This is a genomic window from Streptomyces echinatus (genome assembly GCF_014203595.1).
Taxonomy (GTDB): Bacteria; Actinomycetota; Actinomycetes; order Streptomycetales; family Streptomycetaceae; genus Streptomyces; species Streptomyces echinatus.
This window is the reverse complement of sequence record NZ_JACHJK010000001.1, coordinates 175,414-192,734: the sequence shown is the minus strand read 5'-3', so window position 1 is coordinate 192,734 and position 17,321 is coordinate 175,414. Positions and strand designations below refer to the sequence as shown.

The 17,321-nt window shown below is 73.4% G+C and carries 17 protein-coding genes; 2 read left to right on the top strand and 15 right to left on the bottom strand.

Annotated features, from left to right (window positions below):
• Position 1 precedes the first annotated feature (1 nt).
• The 13 genes from FHS34_RS00830 to FHS34_RS00770 form a co-directional block, all read right to left on the bottom strand.
• Positions 2 to 577 (bottom strand): hypothetical protein, encoded by a 576-nt coding sequence (locus FHS34_RS00830; protein WP_184958454.1) that lies wholly within the window; start codon positions 575 to 577, stop codon positions 2 to 4.
• 114 nt (positions 578 to 691) lie between these two features.
• On the bottom strand, positions 692 to 1,474 hold the full coding sequence (locus FHS34_RS00825) for an HAD-IIA family hydrolase (protein WP_184958452.1): 783 nt from the start codon (positions 1,472 to 1,474) through the stop codon (positions 692 to 694).
• 77 nt (positions 1,475 to 1,551) lie between these two features.
• On the bottom strand, positions 1,552 to 3,033 hold the full coding sequence (locus FHS34_RS00820; protein ID WP_184958444.1) for an alkaline phosphatase family protein: 1,482 nt from the start codon (positions 3,031 to 3,033) through the stop codon (positions 1,552 to 1,554).
• Positions 3,034 to 3,223: 190 nt separating this feature from the next.
• Positions 3,224 to 4,279, bottom strand: coding sequence for a 2-aminoethylphosphonate ABC transporter substrate-binding protein (locus FHS34_RS00815; protein ID WP_184958436.1), 1,056 nt, complete (start codon positions 4,277 to 4,279; stop codon positions 3,224 to 3,226).
• A 47-nt stretch (positions 4,280 to 4,326) separates the two neighbouring features.
• Positions 4,327 to 5,124: an ABC transporter permease gene (locus tag FHS34_RS00810; protein ID WP_184958434.1), complete on the bottom strand. Its 798-nt coding sequence runs from the start codon at positions 5,122 to 5,124 to the stop codon at positions 4,327 to 4,329.
• The gene (locus FHS34_RS00805; protein WP_221508398.1) at positions 5,111 to 6,001 is read right to left on the bottom strand and encodes a 2-aminoethylphosphonate ABC transporter permease subunit; all 891 of its coding nucleotides are present in this window, start codon (positions 5,999 to 6,001) and stop codon (positions 5,111 to 5,113) included. The genes FHS34_RS00810 and FHS34_RS00805 overlap by 14 nt, the downstream gene beginning before the upstream one ends.
• On the bottom strand, positions 5,991 to 7,043 hold the full coding sequence (locus FHS34_RS00800) for an ABC transporter ATP-binding protein (protein ID WP_184958432.1): 1,053 nt from the start codon (positions 7,041 to 7,043) through the stop codon (positions 5,991 to 5,993). The genes FHS34_RS00805 and FHS34_RS00800 overlap by 11 nt, the downstream gene beginning before the upstream one ends.
• Before the next feature lies 1 nt (position 7,044).
• Positions 7,045 to 7,752: a phosphonatase-like hydrolase gene (locus FHS34_RS00795; protein WP_184958397.1), complete on the bottom strand. Its 708-nt coding sequence runs from the start codon at positions 7,750 to 7,752 to the stop codon at positions 7,045 to 7,047.
• 5 nt (positions 7,753 to 7,757) lie between these two features.
• The gene (locus tag FHS34_RS00790) at positions 7,758 to 8,882 is read right to left on the bottom strand and encodes a TIGR03364 family FAD-dependent oxidoreductase (RefSeq protein WP_184958394.1); all 1,125 of its coding nucleotides are present in this window, start codon (positions 8,880 to 8,882) and stop codon (positions 7,758 to 7,760) included.
• 133 nt (positions 8,883 to 9,015) lie between these two features.
• On the bottom strand, positions 9,016 to 9,771 hold the full coding sequence (locus tag FHS34_RS00785) for a GntR family transcriptional regulator (protein WP_184958392.1): 756 nt from the start codon (positions 9,769 to 9,771) through the stop codon (positions 9,016 to 9,018).
• 258 nt (positions 9,772 to 10,029) lie between these two features.
• Positions 10,030 to 10,953: a hypothetical protein gene (locus FHS34_RS00780; protein ID WP_221508396.1), complete on the bottom strand. Its 924-nt coding sequence runs from the start codon at positions 10,951 to 10,953 to the stop codon at positions 10,030 to 10,032.
• Positions 10,954 to 11,358: 405 nt separating this feature from the next.
• A complete protein-coding gene (locus FHS34_RS00775; protein WP_225817712.1) occupies positions 11,359 to 11,718 on the bottom strand; it encodes a hypothetical protein in 360 nt (119 codons plus the stop codon).
• A gap of 583 nt (positions 11,719 to 12,301) precedes the next feature.
• Positions 12,302 to 13,609 (bottom strand): ROK family transcriptional regulator, encoded by a 1,308-nt coding sequence (locus FHS34_RS00770; protein WP_225817711.1) that lies wholly within the window; start codon positions 13,607 to 13,609, stop codon positions 12,302 to 12,304.
• 125 nt (positions 13,610 to 13,734) lie between these two features.
• Between FHS34_RS00770 and FHS34_RS00765 the strand changes: the two genes are divergently transcribed.
• Together FHS34_RS00765 and FHS34_RS00760 are read left to right on the top strand one after the other, a co-directional pair.
• Entirely contained in the window at positions 13,735 to 14,808 is a 1,074-nt protein-coding gene (locus FHS34_RS00765; protein WP_184958385.1) for a Gfo/Idh/MocA family protein, read from the top strand.
• A complete protein-coding gene (locus tag FHS34_RS00760) occupies positions 14,808 to 15,299 on the top strand; it encodes a heme-degrading domain-containing protein (protein ID WP_184958383.1) in 492 nt (163 codons plus the stop codon). The genes FHS34_RS00765 and FHS34_RS00760 overlap by 1 nt, the downstream gene beginning before the upstream one ends.
• Positions 15,300 to 15,488: 189 nt before the next feature.
• Here FHS34_RS00760 and FHS34_RS00755 read toward each other — a convergent pair whose 3' ends face one another.
• Positions 15,489 to 16,346 carry a fumarylacetoacetate hydrolase family protein gene (locus FHS34_RS00755; protein ID WP_184958381.1) on the bottom strand — a complete coding sequence of 286 codons (858 nt, stop codon included), beginning with the start codon at positions 16,344 to 16,346 and terminating at the stop codon, positions 15,489 to 15,491.
• Between the two features lie 172 nt (positions 16,347 to 16,518).
• Positions 16,519 to 17,229: a YidC/Oxa1 family membrane protein insertase gene (locus FHS34_RS00750; RefSeq protein WP_184958379.1), complete on the bottom strand. Its 711-nt coding sequence runs from the start codon at positions 17,227 to 17,229 to the stop codon at positions 16,519 to 16,521.
• Between the last annotated feature and the right edge of the window lie 92 nt (positions 17,230 to 17,321).

Sequence of the window (17,321 nt, the reverse complement as noted above, 5' to 3'; positions counted from 1 at the left end):
CTCAGCCGGTACCGCGGCTCCGGCGGGCGCGCAGCCCGACGGCGGCCGCGGCGATCCCGGCGAGCGCCAGCCCGGTCACCGCCTGCCCGGTGTCGGGGCCGGAGCCGCTGGTGGCCACCGTGGCGAAGTGCGCGGTGCCGCCGCCGCCCGCCTGGACCGGCGCGACCGGGGAGGCGCCGGAGGTGGGGACGATGGGCTCCGCGGGCTGGGCGCCGCCCGTCCCGCCGACCGTGAGGTTGCCGGTGATCACCCGGTCGGAACAGGTGACCTTCACGGCGTAGGCGCCGGGCTCCAGGTCGGTACGGACGCGGGTCTCGCCGGTCAGGACGCCCTGGGCGCGGTTCAGGATGCCCTCGGCGCCGGTCAGCCGGGCGTCGGACACGAACGCGGACGAGGCGGCGGTGCCCTGAGCCCCGGCGCAGCCGCCGACCCGCAGCGCGACGTCGGTGCCCGGAGCCGGGGAGGCGGGGGTCACGGTGACCGAGCCGCCGTCCGCCGCGCGGGCCGCGGGAGCGACCGTGGCGACCGCGGTGGCGGCGAGGATCCCCGTACAGAGAGTGAGGCGTAGTGAGCCCATCGTTAACCTCCAGATATCTGGAGGCTCCCCCGGGCGGGGCGCTCCCGCATCCTCGGGAGGCGCCCCGCTGCTCCGAACGGGTGATGCCGGGTTTCGGCCGGGCGGTGCCCGCGCTCAGATCACCAGGTCGACCAGGTCGGCGATGGAGTCGGCGACCTGCGAGGGCCGGAACGGGTAGCGGTCGACGTCCTCGGGCTGGGTGACACCGCTGAGCACCAGGAACGTGCGCATCCCGGCCTCCAGGCCCGCGAGCACGTCGGTGTCCATGCGGTCCCCGATCATCGCCGAGGTCTCGGAGTGGGCGCCGATCGCGTTCAGCCCGGCCCGCATCATCAGCGGGTTGGGCTTGCCGACGAAGTACGGCTTCTTGCCGGTGGCGGCGGTGATCAGGGCGGCCACCGAACCGGTGGCGGGCAGGTCACCCTCGGTGGAGGGGCCGACGTTGTCGGGGTTGGTGGCGATGAACCGGGCGCCGGCGTTGATCAGCCGGACGGCCTTGGTCAGGGCCTCGAAGGAGTAGGTGCGGGTCTCACCGAGGATCACGAAGTCGGGGTCGTGGTCGGTGAGGATGTAGCCGATGTCGTGCAGCGCGGTGGTCAGGCCGGCCTCACCGATGACATAGGCGCTGCCGCCGGGCCGCTGGTCGTTCAGGAACTGGGCGGTGGCCAGGGCCGAGGTCCAGATGTTGTCCACCGGCACGTCCAGGCCCATGCGCCGCAGCCGGGCGTGCAGGTCCCGGGCGGTGTAGATGGAGTTGTTGGTGAGCACCAGGAAGGGCCGGCCTGACTCACGCAGCTTCTTCAGGAAGGCTTCGGCGCCGGGGATCGGCACGCCCTCGTGGATCAGTACGCCGTCCATGTCGGTGAGCCACGACTCGACGGGCTTGCGGTCTGCCATGTTGTGCGTCTCCTGCGGATGTACGGGCGAGAAGCTGGGGGCGCCGGAACCACGGCGTACCGACGCCCCCAGCCTAGTCAGGACCCGCCGATCCTGACCCCGTCGATCACCCAGAACCAGTTGTTGCCGCCGGTGTACCGGAAGCGGACCCGGGCGCTGGTCGCCCCCGCGGGCACCTGGAGGGTGACGGTCTCGGTGCGCGAGGGCACGTCGGCGGTGTACGTGCGCACGGTCACCGGGGTGCCGTCGTCGTAGGAGACGAGGACCTCGCCCTTCTGCGGGGCCTCCTGCCGGTAGTGGGTGGTGTACGTCAGCACGGCCGTGCCCGCGCCGGTGACCGGATAGGCCGGGCTGACCAGGGTGGAGTCGAAGCTGCCGGTGAGCGCCTTGTCGTACCACTCGTCGCCGTCGGCGACCGCGAAGACGTTCCGGGCCCGGACGTTGCACTCACGGTTCTGGTCGCGCTGGGCCTGGGTCCAGAACTCGTCCGTGGTGAAGGTCCAGCCGCGCCACTCGGTGACCCCGGCGCCGCCCATCGCGGAGTTGTCGACGGACCAGCCGGCGGGCGGGGTGTGGGTGAAGCCGAGGACGCCCGCCGGGATGCCGGTCTCGTCGGCGCGGGACCGCAGCACGCCGCGCAGGGTGTCGAAGTCGTCGGGGGCGGGTTGCTGGACCGGGCGGCCGTCCAGGTCCCAGGCGGGGTCGATCGCGATGCCGAGGTGGGCGAGGGCGGAGGCGGCGACGTCCGGCATCTTCACGTCGTACCGCACCGATCCGGGCGCGAGCGTCGGGCCGGTGGCGATGAGGAAGGTCTGCCGTTCCTGGAGGGTGGAGCCGCCGTGGCCGCCGGTGTCGGTGTGGCCGTGGTCGGCGGTGACCATGATCAGCCAGTCCTCGGCGGAATAGGTGGGCCGGGCCTTCACGGCGGCCACGATCTGGCCGACCTGGGCGTCGGCGCCGTGGATGGCGTCCAGGTACTGCGGGGAGGCGGCGCCGTAGCTGTGGCCGGCGTGGTCGATGTTGTCGAGGTGGACGAAGACCGCGTCCGGGTCGCCGTCCCGCAGCCGCGCGACCGCGCGAGAGGTGGTGCCGGTGTCGTACTCGGCGCCCGGCGTGGAGACGCGGGTGTCGACCTTCGCCGAGAAGACCGTGTCGGTGATCGGGTTCCAGGAGGCGACGGCGTAGGTGGACAGGGCGGGCCGGGCCGTCTCGGCCCGGGTGAGGAAGTCCGGGTACTGCGTGAACCGGGCGCCGGTGAAGTTGTTGTCCTTGACGTTGTGCTTGTCGGGCCAGACACCGGTGATGATCGTCGACCAGCCGGGGCCGGACAGGGTGGGGGCGAGCGGGTTGGCGTAGATGCTGCTGGGTGCGGTGAGGCCGGCGGCCGTCAGGGCGTCCAGGTTCGGCGCGTCGGCGTCCTTGATGCGGCTGAGCAGGGCGCCGTCCAGGCCGATGACCAGCACCTTGGGGGTGCGGGCGGCCGCACGGGCGGCACCGGTGACCGGTCCGGCGGCCGCCGCCACGGCGGCGGCGGAGACGAGGAAGGTACGACGGGACATGCGGGACGACACGGAGGACCTCCGTAGATGAAGGGATGAACGTGCACGCGCGGGCATGACACCGCCCCCGGCAGAACCAGGGGCGGTACGGCACCAGCGCCCCAGGGGCGCGGGGAACTGCGCGACCGGCCACGACGGCGGGTCGGATTCGGACGGCGGGACCAGTGGGGCGGCCGAACCCCCGGAGGGCTCAGCTGCCGGTCGCGGACTTCCAGTCCTCGACGTACGAGGCGAGGTTCTTGTCGATGTCGTCCCAGTCCGGCTCGAAGACCTCGACGCCGTCCATCAGCCGGGTCAGCGCGATGGCGTTGGCGTCGGTGGCCTTGACGTCCTGGCGGGCGCTGAACCCGCCGCCGATCTCGCTGACCTCCCGCTGCTGCCGCTGCGCGAGCATGAAGTCGAGCAGCTTCCTGCCGTTCTCGCTGTGCGGCGCCTTGGTGACCAGGCCGGCCGCGTACGGCAGGGCGAAGGTGGTGGGCTTGCCTGCGGTGCCGGCCGGGAACCAGATGCCGAGGTTGGGCATGGTCTTGGTCTGGGCGTAGTTCATCTGCACATCACCGTTGGCGACGAGCAGTTCGCCCTTGTCGACCTTGGGGGCGAGCTTGCCGGTGGAGGCGGACGGGCCGACGTTGTTGGCCTGGAGCTTCTTCAGGTAGGCGAGCGCCTGGTCCTTGCCGCCGAAGTCGTGGATCGCCTTGATGAGCACCGCGGTGCCGTCGCCGGCCACACCCGGGGTGGAGTACTGCAGCTTGTTCTTGTACGTGCCGTCGAGCAGTTCGTCCCACGTCCGGGGCGCCTGCTTCAGCTCCTTCTTGTTGTAGACGAAGCCGAAGTAGTTGTTGACGACGGAGGTCCAGGTGCCGTCGGCGGCCTTGTCGGCCCCGCTGACCTGGTCGGACCCCTTGGGCGCGTACTTCTGCAGCAGGCCCTTGCTGCCGGCCTGCTGGATGAAGGGCGGCAGGGTGACGAGCACGTCGGCCTGCGGGTTGCTCTTCTCGCGGACGGCGCGCTGCACCATCTCGCCGGAGCCGCCCTCGACGTACTCGACCTTGATGCCGGTCTGCTTCTCGAAGTCCTCGAAGACCTGGTCGTACCAGCCGTCGCCGTTCTCGCCCTTGAGGCCGTCGGCGCTGTAGACGGTGACGACCTTGGCGTCGGAGGCGGCGGAGGAGCCGCCGCAGGCGGACAGTCCGGGGGTGGCGAGCAGGGCGAGGGCTACGGCGAGCGGGAGGCGGTTTCTGGGCATGGCGAGGCCAACTCCTGGCGTGGTGAAAGGCGTTCGGGGAGGAGGTGTCAGCGGTACGACGCCCGGGTGCGGACCCGGGAGACGGCGAGGAGGACGAGCAGCGTCGCGGCCATGAGGACCACGGCGACGGCGGACCCGGTGAACAGGGCACCCCGGTCGGTGGCCGCGTAGATCAGGACGGGCAGCGGGGTCCAGTCGGGCGGGTAGAGCATCATCGTGGCGCTCAGCTCGCCCATGGAGAGCGCGAGGCAGAGGCCGGCGGCGGCGGTGAGCGAGGGCAGCAGCAGCGGCAGCCGCACCCGCAGGAGGACGTAGGAGGGCCGGGCGCCGAGGGAGGCGGCGGCCTGTTCGAAGGCCGGGTCGAGGCGGGCGAGGGCCGCCGACACCGACTGGTGGGCGAAGGCCGTGACCAGCACCGTGTGGGCGACGATCACGATCCACCGGGTGCCGTTGAGCAGCAGCGGCGGCTGGGAGAACGCCACCAGGACCGAGAGTCCGACCACCACCGAGGGCACGGCGACCGGCAGGACGAACAGGGCGTCCAGCAGGCGCCGGTACCGCTTCCTCAGGGCCGCCCCGGCGAGCGCGGCCCAGGTGCCGACGGTCAGCGCGAGCAGGCTGGCGACGGCGGCCGTGACCAGGCTGGTGGTGAGTGCCTCCAGGGCCTCGCCCCGGGTGGCGACGCGGTAGTTGGCGGTGGTCATGCCCGAGGGCAGGACGCCGGACCAGTGAGTGGCGAAGGAGGCGCCGAGGACGACGAGGAGGGGCAGCGCGAACAGCAGCAGGAAGAGGACGAGGAACACCGCCCACACGGCCCACCTGGCCTTGCGGCTATGCACCAGCACGACGGCTCACCACCCGGTACAGGCCGTACAGGCCCACGGAGATCAGGACGTTGACGACGGCGACCGCGCAGGCGCCCGGGTAGTCGGACTCCAGGATCGCCTTGCTGTAGACGAGCATGGGCAGGGTGGTGACCCCCTTCGCGCCGGTGAACAGCACGATCCCGAACTCGTTGAGGCACAGCACCAGGACGAGGCTGCCGCCGGCCGCCAGCGCGGGCAGCGCCTCCGGCAGGATCACCTGCCGCACGATGCGCGGTGCCCGCGCACCCAGCGATCCGGCCGCCTCCAGCTGGGCGGTGTCGAGCTGCCCGAAGGCGGCGAGCAGCGGGCGCATCACGAACGGCGTGAAGTAGGTGACCTCCGCCAGCAGCACGCCCCAGGGTGTGGTGAGGAACTGGAACGAGCCGACGATGCCGGTGGTGCCGTAGACGAACAGCAGGGCGAGCGTGATGAGGAAGGACGGGAACGACAGGTACACGTCGATGAACCGCGCCACCGCCTTCGCCCCGGGGAACGGCACGAACGCGATGACCAGCGCCAGCAGGAAACCCAGGACCAGGCAGCCGGCGGTGGAGGCCGACGCCAGCCAGACGGTGGTCCACAGTGCGTGCCGGAACGCCTCGGAGGCGAAGATGTCGGCGTACGGCCGGAGGGAGGTGCCTCCGGTGTCCGGCTGGAGGGACTGCCGGACGACGAGGGCCAGGGGGTAGAGGAAGAAGAGGCCGAGGGCCAGGACCGGGGGAAGGGCCCACAGCGCCGCCCCCCATCGCCGTGGCCGGGTGTTCCGCGGGGCTTCGGGAACCTTCCCCGGCCCGGGGCTCGCCGGAGTCGTCCGGGGGAGGGTGCCCACGGTCCGCGTGACCAGGTCAGCTGCCATCGCCGGCCACCCCCGCGGGCAGCAGCACCGCGTCCTCGGCGGCGAAGTGCACGTGCACCCGGTCCCCGTGCCGGGGCGGATCCCTCAGTTCGCGCACGTCCGCCATGAGCGTGTGCCCGTCGACCTCCACGTACAGCCGGTGCGTGGCGCCCCGCCACTGGATCTCGGTGACGGTGCCGGTGAGCCGGTTGGGGCCCTCCCCGAGGCCGACGAGGTGCGGCCGTACGCACAGGGTGGCCCGCGCCCCCGCGACGGCGTCGCCGGTGCCGACCTTCAGTCCGGCCCCCGCGAAGTCGACGCCGCCGCAGCCGACGGTCACCGGCAACAGGTTGGCGTTGCCGACGAACGACGCCGTGAACTCGTCGGCCGGGGCCCGGTACAGCTCCCTGGGCGTGCCGCAGGACTGGAGTCTCGCCCTGTCCATGACGGCGATCCGGTCGGCCAGCGTCAGCGCCTCGACCTGGTCGTGGGTGACGTACAGCATCGACAGGTCCGGCAACTCGCGGTGCAGCCGGGCGAGTTCCGTGAGCATGCCGGAGCGCAGCTGTGCGTCCAGCGCGGACAGCGGCTCGTCCAGGAGCAGGACGTCCGGGCGGATGGCCAGCGCCCGGGCGATGGCGACCCGCTGCTGCTGTCCGCCGGACAGCTCGCGCGGATGCCGGCGGGCGTAGCCGGCCATACCGGTCATCTCCAGGGCCTCGGCGACCCGTTGCCGTATCTCGGTCCTGGGGGCCTTGCGGGCTCGGAGTCCGAAGGCCACGTTCTCCTCGACCCGCATGTGCGGGAAGAGCGCGTAACTCTGGACGACCATCCCGATGCCCCGTCGGTACGGCGGCAGGTCCGTCACGTCCCTGCCGCCGAGGAGCACCCGCCCGGACACGGGCCGTACGAACCCGGCGACCGCCCGCAGCGCGGTGGTCTTGCCGGAGCCCGACGGCCCGAGCAGCGCCATGACCTCGCCGGGCTCGACGGTCAGGTCGAGGGAGTCGAGGACGACGTTGCCGTCGTAGGCGACGGTGACGGAGTCGAAGCGGATGCCCATCTCACCGGTCTCCCGCGAGCAGGGTCGGCAGGCCGGCGACCGAGTCCAGGACGTGCGTGGCGCCGGCGGCGCGGAACGCGTCGTCGCCGTGGGCCCCGGTGCGCACACCGGCGACGATTCCGGCTCCCGCCCGTACGCCGCTGAGCACGTCGTACGAGGTGTCTCCGACCACGGCGACCTGCCGTACGTCCTCGGCCGCCTTCGTCCGGACGAACGCCTCCAGCACCATGTCCGGGTACGGCCGCCCGCGCCCGCCGGCGTCGGCCGGGCACAGGGTGAGCGGCACGAGGCCGTGCCAGCCGAGGGCGGTCAGGATGGCGTCCTGGGTGACCCGGGCGAAACCGGTGGTTAGGACGACGGTACGGCCGCCGGCGGCCAGCTCCTCGATGGCCTCGCGGGCCCCGGGGACCGGCGCGATCAGACCGGCGTCGACCAGTTCGCCGTACGCCTTCTCGAACACGGTGTTGGCGCGCTGGGCCCGGTCCTCGTCGCCGAACAGGTGCCGGAAGACGGAGATCTTGGACTCGCCCATGGTGGCGCGGACGTAGGCCAGGTGCTCGGCGTGCTCGGCGGAGCCGGGCTCGACGCCCAGTTCACGGGCGGCCGCCGCGAAGGCGCGCTCGACCAGTCCGCCGTCGGCGACGGTCGTGCCGGCCATGTCGAGGACGACGAGACGGATGTTCTCGGGGGTTTCGGTCAGGGTGTTCATGGAGCTCACCAGCCCAGTTCGTTCGCGGTGGTCTCGGCTATCGCGGGGGAGCAGGTCATCCCGCGCCCGCCGGGCCCGGTGACCAGCCACACCCCCTCGTGCACCTGCCGGCGGTGCACGACCTTGCCCGGCTCGGTGCACTGCGCGTACACCCCCGCCCAGCGGTGCCGGACGCGCGGCAGCGGCCGGCCGAGGAGGGACTCCACGACGCCGGTGAGGTGCTCGTACGGCTCCTCGACGGTGTCGAAGGCGAAGGGGTGCTCGTACTCGTGGGTGTCGCCGATGGTCAGGCCGCCGTCGGCGCGCTGCACCATGAGCAGCTGCATCCGGTGCGCGGCGGCGGTCTCCGGCTGCGGCTGCCGGGCGTTCAGCTCGTCCAGCGCCGGGGAGGCGTAGGCCGGGTAGTAGCGGAAGCTGTCGGCGTCGGCGACCGAGGTGGTCAGCGGCTCGCCGAGCGGGTCGGTCTGCATCATCTGCAGCCGGACGCGGCGCACCGGGAGACCGGGTCCCGCCAGTTCGCGCACGAGTCCGCCGAGCCAGGCGCCGGTGCACAGGACGACGGCGTCGGCGTGGTGCACGTCGCCGTGGTCGTCGCGGACGGTGCCGGCGCCGGTCACCTCGCGCACCTCGCGGCCCGGCAGGAAGGTGTAGTTCGGCGACTTCAGCAGCTCGGCCCGCAGCGCGAGCTGTGCGGTACGGGGCTCCACGGCCGCGTCCCGCTCGCAGTACAGGGCCGCGGTGAACTCGCCGCGCAGGGCCGGGTTGATCGCGCGGGCCTCGCCCGGGGTGAGCAGCTTGTAGCCGCGGGCCGCGGCGTCGGGACGGGCCACGGCGGCCTCGGCGACGGCGAGTTCCAGGGGCCCGCGGACCGGGGTGAGCGATCCGATGGCCCGGAAGCCGAGCGCCGGGACCCGGCCGCCGATCTCCTCCCACAGCTCCCGCGCCCGCAGGGCGGCTTCCAGCTCTTCTCCACCGGCGCGCCCGCTGACCCAGATCTGCCCGAAGTTGCGCAGCGAGGCGCCGCGCGCCTCGGCCTCGCGCTCGATCTGGACGACCTGGTGGCCGCGCTCCACTGCTTGCCAGGCGTGCATGGTGCCCACCACGCCGGCTCCGACGACTGTCACTTTCACGACGGCAACGCTCCTCGCGATTCGGTAACCGGAGACATCCGGCTGACAACGAGAGCGTGAACGACCCATCACTTTTGGGCTAGACCCGTTATCAATACGTTACGGAGATTCCGGGGTCCGAGGGCTTGCTTTTTCAGCCCTGCAGGTGGGCCGTGAAGGAGAACCGGTCGCCCCGGTACAGCGACCGCACCCGCTCCAGCGGGCGGCCCTCGGTGTCCCGGGACACCCGGTGGATCAGCAGCATCGGCAGGGCGGGCGGGGTGCCGATGAGCAGGGCCTCGCGGGGCGTGGCCAGCACGGTCTCGATCCGCTCGTCGGCGTCGCCGAAGACGATGCCCTGGCCCTCCAGATAGGCGTAGAAGGAGGAGTCCGGGTCGAAGTCGTCGCCCAGCCGCGGCACCCGCTCGACGGCGACGTACGTGCTCTCCAGGCCGACCCGCTCGTCGTCGGCGAGCAGCACGCGCTCCAGGTGCCAGACGGGCTCGCCCCGGGTGAGCCCGGTCTCGGCGGCGAGCGCCTCCGGGCACGGGAACCGGTCGAGGGTGACGAGGGTACGGCCGGGCTCCCGTCCCTGCCGGCGCACGCCCTCGGTGTAACTGGCGAGGGACAGCGGCTGGGCCAGCTTGGGCCCGGCGACGACCGTCCCGCGGCCCCGGCGCCGCAGCCGCCCCTCCAGCACCAGCTCCCGCACGGCCTGCCGCACGGTCTCGCGGGCCACGTCGTACCGCTCGGCGAGGTCCCGCTCGGTGGGGATGACGCTGTCCTCCCCCAGCTCCTCCAGCAGCGCGGCGATCCGCGCCTTCACCGCGTAGTACTTGGGAATGCGCCCGTGCTCGGGAATGCCGGAGCGGACGGGGGCGCCGGGGGCCTGGTCGTTCGGGTAGTCCACGCAAAGATCGTCGCAGACCGGGGGGAAGGGGCGGGGCACGGGACCTGCTTCGGCGGAGGGCGGGGGCGGCGGGAAGGGGACGACGCGGGCGGGGGACGAGGGGTTGTGGGATGGGGTCCGGCTCGGCGGCGGGGGGGGGAGGGGAGGGAGGGGGCGGACGTGGCCTGGCTCAGCGGCCGGCCGGAAGAGGCCGACGGAGGGCGGGCCCGGTCAGCGGCGGGTGCGGGCGGCGGGAAGGGGCCGACGTGACAGGCCCGGTCAGCGGCGGGTGCGGGCCAGGAGCAACGCGGCGGCGCCCAGGCCGGACAGGGTGACGACGGCGGCGAGCAGTCCCAGGGCGAGGCCCGGCCCGGTTCCGGCCAGCTGCCACGCCGGGGCCGAGGAGGCCGGGGAGGGGGTACCGGTGGCGCCGGGGGTGGGCGGCTCGCTGCCGGGCCGGGTCGGCACGCCCGCGGTCTCCTGGGCGTCCTGGCTGTCCGGGACGTCCCCGGTGCCCCGCGTTTCCGTGCCCGGGGTCTTCCCCGCGTCCTGCGTACCCCGGGTCTCCTCGGCTTCCCGTGCCTCTTCCGTGTCCTGGGTCTCCTCGGCGTCCTGAGTCTCCCGGGCGCCCCCCTCCTCCCGGTCGATCCCGAAGCGGTACGCGTTGGACTGACCGACCCAGTCCCCGTCCCCGTTCCGCCGCTGCACGGCCGCGGCACTGACGGTCACCTGGTCGGGTTCGGCGTCGGAGGTGAGCGCGAGCCGGACCCGCACGCTGACGGTCTTGCCCGCCGGCACGCTGAACCCGCCGAACCCGGGTGCGTCCAGCACACCGACCAGTTCCTGCTCGTCGGTGGTCTCGAAGGTCACCGGCCGGGCCCGGGGGCCGTCGTAGAACTCCAGCTGGGGCTGGTTCGCCCGCAGGGCGCGCTTGTCGTCGACCAGGACCACGACCGGGTGGACGCCGGCGCAGGTCCGGCCGGTGGTGTTGGTGAGGTCGATGTACCAGGTGCCGTATCCGCCCCCGGCCTCGTAGGAGCCGGGTCCGCCCCGGATCCGGGTGGCCAGCGGGAAGGCCCGCGCGTCGGTGCTCGCGCAGGCGGACTCGGCGGCCGCGTGCGCCGCCGATGCCGGAAGGAGGAGGGGGGTGGCGGTGGCGACGGTTGCGGCCAGGCCGAGGGACAGGGACGTGCGCAGTCGCATGAACACATGACCATGCCGGAAGCGCCGGGGCGTCCGGGGCCGCCACTCCGGGTACGTCCGCGCGGTCCCCCCGATCAGCGCACGCCCGGCACCGCGTCAGGGACCGCAGACGCGCTGCGCCTGCGACGCCGTGGAGACGGTCTTCGCCTCGGCGTCCGCGAGCGCCTGCCGTTGGGAGGCGTCCGGGTGCCCCCCGTCGGCGGTGATCCGCCGCAGTTCCTCCTTCAGGGCCTGGTAGTCGTGCTCCGCCCGGTCGGCGGCCGCCAGGGCCTGGTCGCAGGCGGTCCGGGCGGTGGCGGGCGAGGCATGGACCGTCGGGCAGAGCGCGAGAAGCGCGGCGGTGCCGGCGCGGCGAGCGGAAGACGGATGGACACCATGAAGGGACCTCCGGGGTGGGATTCCCGGTCAGGAGGAGAGCCTGACCCATCGGCCGCCGTCACTCGTGCTGACGCATTCCAGGTACGGGTTGGGGTCGCCCTGGCGTTCCCGGCACTTCCACGCGGCTCCGGCCACGCGGACCTCCACGGGCGCGCGCGCCGAGTCCCGTGCGGCCTTGGTGTAGGCGGCCCCCACCTGGACGGCGGTCGTGCAGGACCCCTTGTCGGCGGCCCACACCGCGAGCCCGGACGCCTGGTCCGTGCCGCAGAGGACGGGCTTGCGGTCCGGTGCCCGGTGCGTGCCCGCGAAGGTCTGGGCGGGGGCCGCGAGGCAGAGCGCGACGGCTCCCAGCAGGCCCGCGGCCGTTCTCATCCTGGTCGAATCCACTTCGTGCCCTCCTTGCCGGAAGGGAAGACCGGGTGCGTCGAGTACCCGGACCCATCTTCCTTCGCACACGGCGGGCGGGGGGGCGGGACCGCGTCCGGAGTGGGCCACAGAGTGACGCCAGGCGCCGGGGGGATCAGGCCGGGTTGCGCGGTTCGAGGCCGAACGCACGTGTGAGGGCCGACCGCGCAGGTGGGGGCCGAATCCGAGGTCCGGGGGCAGGTCAGTGCGCCGGGCGGAGGCTGGGCGCGCAGACGGGGCGCCGACCGCGTGGGCCGGTGGCTGGTCACCAGGTCGGAGTGGTCGCCCGATTCCCCGACGCCCATTCGGGTGGCGACGACCATCCAGGTGGCGGCGCCTGTCCGGGTGACGGCGGCCAATCCGGGTGGCGGCGCCTGTTCCGGGTGGCGACGACCGTCCAGGTGGCGACGCCTGTTCCGGGTGGCGACGCCCATCCAGATAGCGACGCCTGTTCCGGGTGACGGCGCCCATCCAGGTAGAGACGCCCCACCGTCATGGCCCGCCGGCGCCGGTGCGGGCGAGCGCGCTCATCCCCGGGCGCCCGGTTCCGGCACCGATCGCCGCGTCAGACGTCCCCCCGCCCGAACAGCGGCGCCAACAGCAACTGCGCCGCGCCCTCGGCCACCACCCGCTCCCCCCGCGGAGCGACCCGCACCGGTACGGAGCCCTCGCTCAGCCCCTCCCGCCGGGCCCGCGCGCCCAGCACCTCGCCGACCCCCCGCACGTAAGCCTCAGGCGACCGCGCGACCGTCCGCCCCCCGAGCAGCACCACGTCGATGTCCAGCAGCCCCACCAGATTCCCGGCCGCCACCCCCAGCACCCGCGCCGCCTCGGCCACCTCCCCGCGCGCCGCTGCCCCGAGGCACAGCGCCTCCACACAGCCCCGGTTGCCGCAGTCGCACAGCGGTCCGTCCAGCTGGATCACCTGGTGCCCGAACTCCCCCGCCCCGGTCCGCGACCCGCGATGCACGCTCCCGCCGAACACCAGCCCGGCCCCGAGCCCGGTACCGAGGTGCAGATAGGCGAAGGACCCACCCAACGCGCCCGCCCCGCCAGACGCGCTCGCCCCGCCCGATCCACCCGCCGTGTCCGCCGCGTCCGCCGCGCCCCCGACCGCCAGCCCGAGCGCCGCCGCGTTGGTGTCCTTGTCCACCACCACCGGCACCCCGAGCCGCTCCGCGAGCGCGTCCCGCAGCGGAAAGCCGTCCCACTCGGTGAACCCGGTGACCCGGTGCAGCACCCCACGCGTGTGATCCAACGGCCCGGGCAGCGCGACCCCCACCCCCACCAGCGACCCCACCCCAGCGAGCCCTGCCCCACCGACGCCCGCATCACGAACACCGGCAGCCCTACCACCACGACCTCCCGCCACCCCCGCCGCTTCCTCCACCCCCGCCGCTTCCGCGACCGCCAGCTCCCCCACCACCCCGCGAACCGCCGCGCACACCGCCCCCAGCACGGCCTCGGCGCCCGCTCCCAGGTCCAGTTCCCCGCGCCGCTCCCCCACCACGGTCCCGTTCAGATCCACGAGGACCACCCGGAGCTCGTCGCGGTCCAGATGCACCCCGACCGCGTGCCCCGCCTCCGGCACCAGCCGCAGCACGGTCCGCGGCTTGCCCCCGGTCGACGCCCGCCGTCCGGCCTCCGCCGCGAACCCCTGCTCCCGCAGCCGCGCGGTGATCTTGCTGACGGCCTGCGGGGTCAGCCCGGTGCGCTCGGCCAGCTCCAGCCGGCTGATCCCCTCGGCCCCCGCGTCCCGCAGCAGCCCCAGCACCAGCGCGGCGTTGTGACTGCGCACCACGCCCAGGTTCGCCCCCGCCGGTCCACCGCTCCTCGCCGTCGCCCTCCCAGGGGCACCCTCAGAGGCACTCACCGCCACACTCGCCGTCGTCCCCACGGTCGTCCTCCGCGTCGTCCCCGCCGTCGCCCTCGTCCTGTCCACGCCCCCATTCTCCTCGCCGCTTGCACTTTCGCAACAGCGTTGCCAAAGTGGGAGGCATGACTGCTACCCCCCTCCGCGTCGGCCTGATCGGCTACGGCCTGGCCGGCTCCGTCTTCCACGCCCCGCTGATCGCCGCCACCGAGGGCCTCGCCCTGGACACGGTGGTCACCTCCAACCCGGAGCGGCAGCAGCAGGCCCGCGCCGAGTTCCCGGACGTGACGACGGCCGCCTCCCCCGACGAGCTGTTCGACCGCGTGGGCGAGCTGGACCTCGTCGTCATCGCCTCCCCGAACAAGACGCACGTCCCGCTGGCCACGGCCGCTCTCAAGGCGGGCCTGCCGGTGGTCGTGGACAAGCCGATCGCCGGCACCGCGGCCGAGGCCCGCGATCTCGCCGCCCTCGCCGAGGAGCGCGGCCTGCTCCTCTCGGTCTTCCAGAACCGCCGCTGGGACAACGACTTCCTGACCCTCCGCCGGCTCCTCGCGGACGGTGAACTCGGCGACGCCTGGCGCTTCGAGTCCCGCTTCGAACGCTGGCGGCCGCAGACCAAGGGCGGCTGGCGCGAGTCCGGCGACCCGGCAGAGATCGGAGGTCTGCTGTACGACCTCGGCAGCCATGTCGTCGACCAGGCCCTGGTCCTCTTCGGCCCGGTCACCGAGGTCTACGCCGAGGCGGTCGTCCGACGCTCCGGTGCCGAGACCGACGACGACACCTTCATCGCGCTCACCCACGCGAACGGTGTCCGCTCCCACCTCTACGTCTCCGCGACGGCCGCCCAACTCGGCCCCCGTTTCCGGGTGCTGGGCTCCCGCGCGGGCTACGTCAAGTACGGCCTGGATCCCCAGGAGGCGGCCCTGCGCGAGGGCGGCCGCCCCGACACCATCGCCGACTGGGGCGTGGAGGACGAGTCGCTGTGGGGTCGCGTCGGGTCCGGTGAGTCCCCGATGTCCGGCGGCGGTACGCCCGTACCGACCCTGCCCGGTGACTACCCCGCCTACTACGCGGCCGTCGCCGACGCCCTGCGCGGCGCCGGCCCCAACCCGGTGACCGCCCTGGAGGCGGCTGCCGCGCTCGACGTGCTGGAAGCGGCCCGCAGGTCCGCCCGGGACAAGGTGACGGTGAGCCTCTGATGCCGCGGATCACTTCCGAACCCGCCCCGTCCGTCGAGGAACTGGAGGCGCAGCAACGGCGCCTGGTGTTCCGGCGGTTCACCCACGACGACGCCTGGGCCCTCGGCTCCCTGCTGGTCGGGCTGGCCCGGGAGCGTCAGGCACCGGTCGCCATCGACATCCACCGCGCGGGCCAGCAGCTGTTCCACGCGGCCCTGCCGGGCTCCACCGTGGACAACGACGCCTGGATCGCCCGCAAGCGCCGGGTGGTGGAGCGCTACGGCGCCGCCTCCTACCTGGTCGGCGCCCGCTTCCGGGCCAAGGGCACGACGTTCGAGGAGTCCTCCCGTCTCGACCCGGACGTCTACGCGGCCCACGGCGGCTCCTTCCCGATCACGGTCGACGGCGCCGGAGTGATCGGCACGGTGACCGTCTCCGGCCTGCCCCAGCTCCAGGACCACCGTTTGGTGGTGGAGGCACTGGAACAGTTCCTCGACCGTCCAACCGGCTGAGGGAACGGGCGACCGACGCCACGCCCCCAGGCCGGCAGCACCCGAAAACCAACACCACAAGCCTTGCAACGGGGCCGGCCGCCCCAACCCAAGGGGCGCGAGGAACTGCGCGACCAGCCACACCCCACCCGCACCCGAAAGCGGCCCGGCACCTCCCCGCCGCACCTCCCCGCCGCCCCCAGCGGAGCGCTACGCGTCCTTGAGTTCCTGCCGCTGCCGCCCGAGCCCCTCGATCTCCAGCTCGACCACATCCCCGGCCCGCAGATACGGCTTGGGCTCGGGCTGCCCCATCGCCACGCCGGCCGGCGTCCCCGTGTTGATGACGTCACCGGGGTGCAGGGTCATGAACCGGCTGAGGTACCGCACGACCTCCCCCACGGGGAAGATCTGCTCGGCCGTCGTACCGTCCTGCCTCAGCTCCCCGTTCACCCACAGCTTCAGCGGCAGGGACTGCGGGTCGGCCACCTCGTCGGCCGTCACCAGCCACGGCCCCAGCGGGTTGAACGTCTCGCAGTTCTTGCCCTTGTCCCACGTCCCGCCGCGCTCGATCTGGAACTCCCGCTCGGAGACGTCGTGCGCCACCGCGTACCCGGCGACGTGCGCGAGCCCCTCCTCGGCCGAGTCCAGATAGCGGGCCGTACGGCCGATGACGACCGCGAGTTCGACCTCCCAGTCGGTCTTCACCGAGCCGCGCGGCACCAGCACGGTGTCGTGCGGCCCGACGACCGTGTCCGGCGCCTTGAGGAAGACGACCGGCTCGAGGGGCGGCTCCACCCCCGTCTCGCGGGCGTGGTCGTGGTAGTTGAGGCCGATGCAGACGACCTTCCCGATCCGGCCGAGCGGGGGTCCGACGCGCAGCCCGGCCGCGTCCAGCACGGGCAGCTCACCGGACTCGGCCGCCGCCCGCACCCGGCCGAGCGCGGCGGCGTCGGCGAGGAGCGCGCCGTCGATGTCGTCCACGAGGCCCGACAGGTCCCGCAGGGTCCCGTCGGCGTCGAGCAGCGCGGGGCGCTCGGCCCCGGCCGTACCGACTCGCAGCAGCTTCATGGTCACAATCTCCCTCGATCGCGGGCGCCCGACCGATGGGTGCAGCCATCGGAGGACTGGCTGATCCTCCAATCGCCAGGTCCAGTCCGCAAGACCCTGTTCACGTACTGGACCGTAACCCCGACCGCTCAGCGGTACGGCACGCCCTGCTCAGCGGTACGGCACGCCCTGCTCAGCGGTACAGCAGGGCCTGTTCCGCCGCGCTCCAGGCCGTACTGGTGACGACGTAGAGCGCGGCGGCCAGCGGGACGACCGCCACCGTGACGAGGGTGAGGAAGGACAGCAGCGGCGCGACCCGGGTGACCGCGGCGAGGCCGGGCACCTGGTCGCCGCCGGCGAGCGGGGCGGGCTGCAGGGCCGTCGTCCGCCGTGCCCGCCGGTAGTTGACGGTGGCGACGGCCGCGACGACGGCGAACAGGCCGAGGTAGACCAGACCGGCCGGGCCGGCCGGGCCGCCGTCGGCGAGCGCGTCGGCCCAGCGACCGCCGAGCGGTGCCGCGAACAGCCGGTGGCCGAGCAGGCCGTTGCCCTCGCCGCCGATCGTGCCGCTGGAGAAGAGGTGGTAGAGGAGGAAGAAGGCGGGCAGCTGGAGCAGGCTGGGCCAAATGCCGGCGAGCGGTGACACCTTTTCCTCGGCGTGCAGTTCGAGCACCGCCTGCTGGAGCCGCCGGGGGTCCTTGGCGTGCTTCTTGCGCAGGTCGGCGATTCTCGGCTGCAGCGCGGCCTGGGCGCGCCGGCCGCGGGCGGCGGCCCGGGACAGCGGGTGGACGAGGAGCCGTACGAGCGCGGTGAACAGGACGATCGCGGCGGCCGCCGCGGAGGCGTGGAAAAGCGGGGTCAGCAGGTCGGCGAGGTGCTCGACCAGACGGGCGAAAACGGACATGGGTGAGCCCTCCGGGGGTCTCGTCGTGCCGGAAGTCACCGGAATCGGCCGGTGACGGACGGAAATCGGCATGACGACCCGCGCGGGGTCAC

Excerpts from the sequence above, each read along its gene's own strand:
- FHS34_RS00830 (WP_184958454.1), bottom strand. The coding sequence starts at position 577 with ATGGGCTCACTACGCCTCACTCTCTGTACGGGGATCCTCGCCGCCACC.
- FHS34_RS00825 (WP_184958452.1), bottom strand. The coding sequence starts at position 1,474 with ATGGCAGACCGCAAGCCCGTCGAGTCGTGGCTCACCGACATGGACGGC.
- FHS34_RS00820 (WP_184958444.1), bottom strand. The coding sequence starts at position 3,033 with ATGTCCCGTCGTACCTTCCTCGTCTCCGCCGCCGCCGTGGCGGCGGCC.
- FHS34_RS00815 (WP_184958436.1), bottom strand. The coding sequence starts at position 4,279 with ATGCCCAGAAACCGCCTCCCGCTCGCCGTAGCCCTCGCCCTGCTCGCC.
- FHS34_RS00805 (WP_221508398.1), bottom strand. The coding sequence starts at position 6,001 with ATGGCAGCTGACCTGGTCACGCGGACCGTGGGCACCCTCCCCCGGACG.
- FHS34_RS00800 (WP_184958432.1), bottom strand. The coding sequence starts at position 7,043 with ATGGGCATCCGCTTCGACTCCGTCACCGTCGCCTACGACGGCAACGTC.
- FHS34_RS00795 (WP_184958397.1), bottom strand. The coding sequence starts at position 7,752 with ATGAACACCCTGACCGAAACCCCCGAGAACATCCGTCTCGTCGTCCTC.
- FHS34_RS00780 (WP_221508396.1), bottom strand. The coding sequence starts at position 10,953 with ATGCGACTGCGCACGTCCCTGTCCCTCGGCCTGGCCGCAACCGTCGCC.
- FHS34_RS00765 (WP_184958385.1), top strand. The coding sequence starts at position 13,735 with ATGACTGCTACCCCCCTCCGCGTCGGCCTGATCGGCTACGGCCTGGCC.
- FHS34_RS00760 (WP_184958383.1), top strand. The coding sequence starts at position 14,808 with ATGCCGCGGATCACTTCCGAACCCGCCCCGTCCGTCGAGGAACTGGAG.
- FHS34_RS00755 (WP_184958381.1), bottom strand. The coding sequence starts at position 16,346 with ATGAAGCTGCTGCGAGTCGGTACGGCCGGGGCCGAGCGCCCCGCGCTG.
- FHS34_RS00750 (WP_184958379.1), bottom strand. The coding sequence starts at position 17,229 with ATGTCCGTTTTCGCCCGTCTGGTCGAGCACCTCGCCGACCTGCTGACC.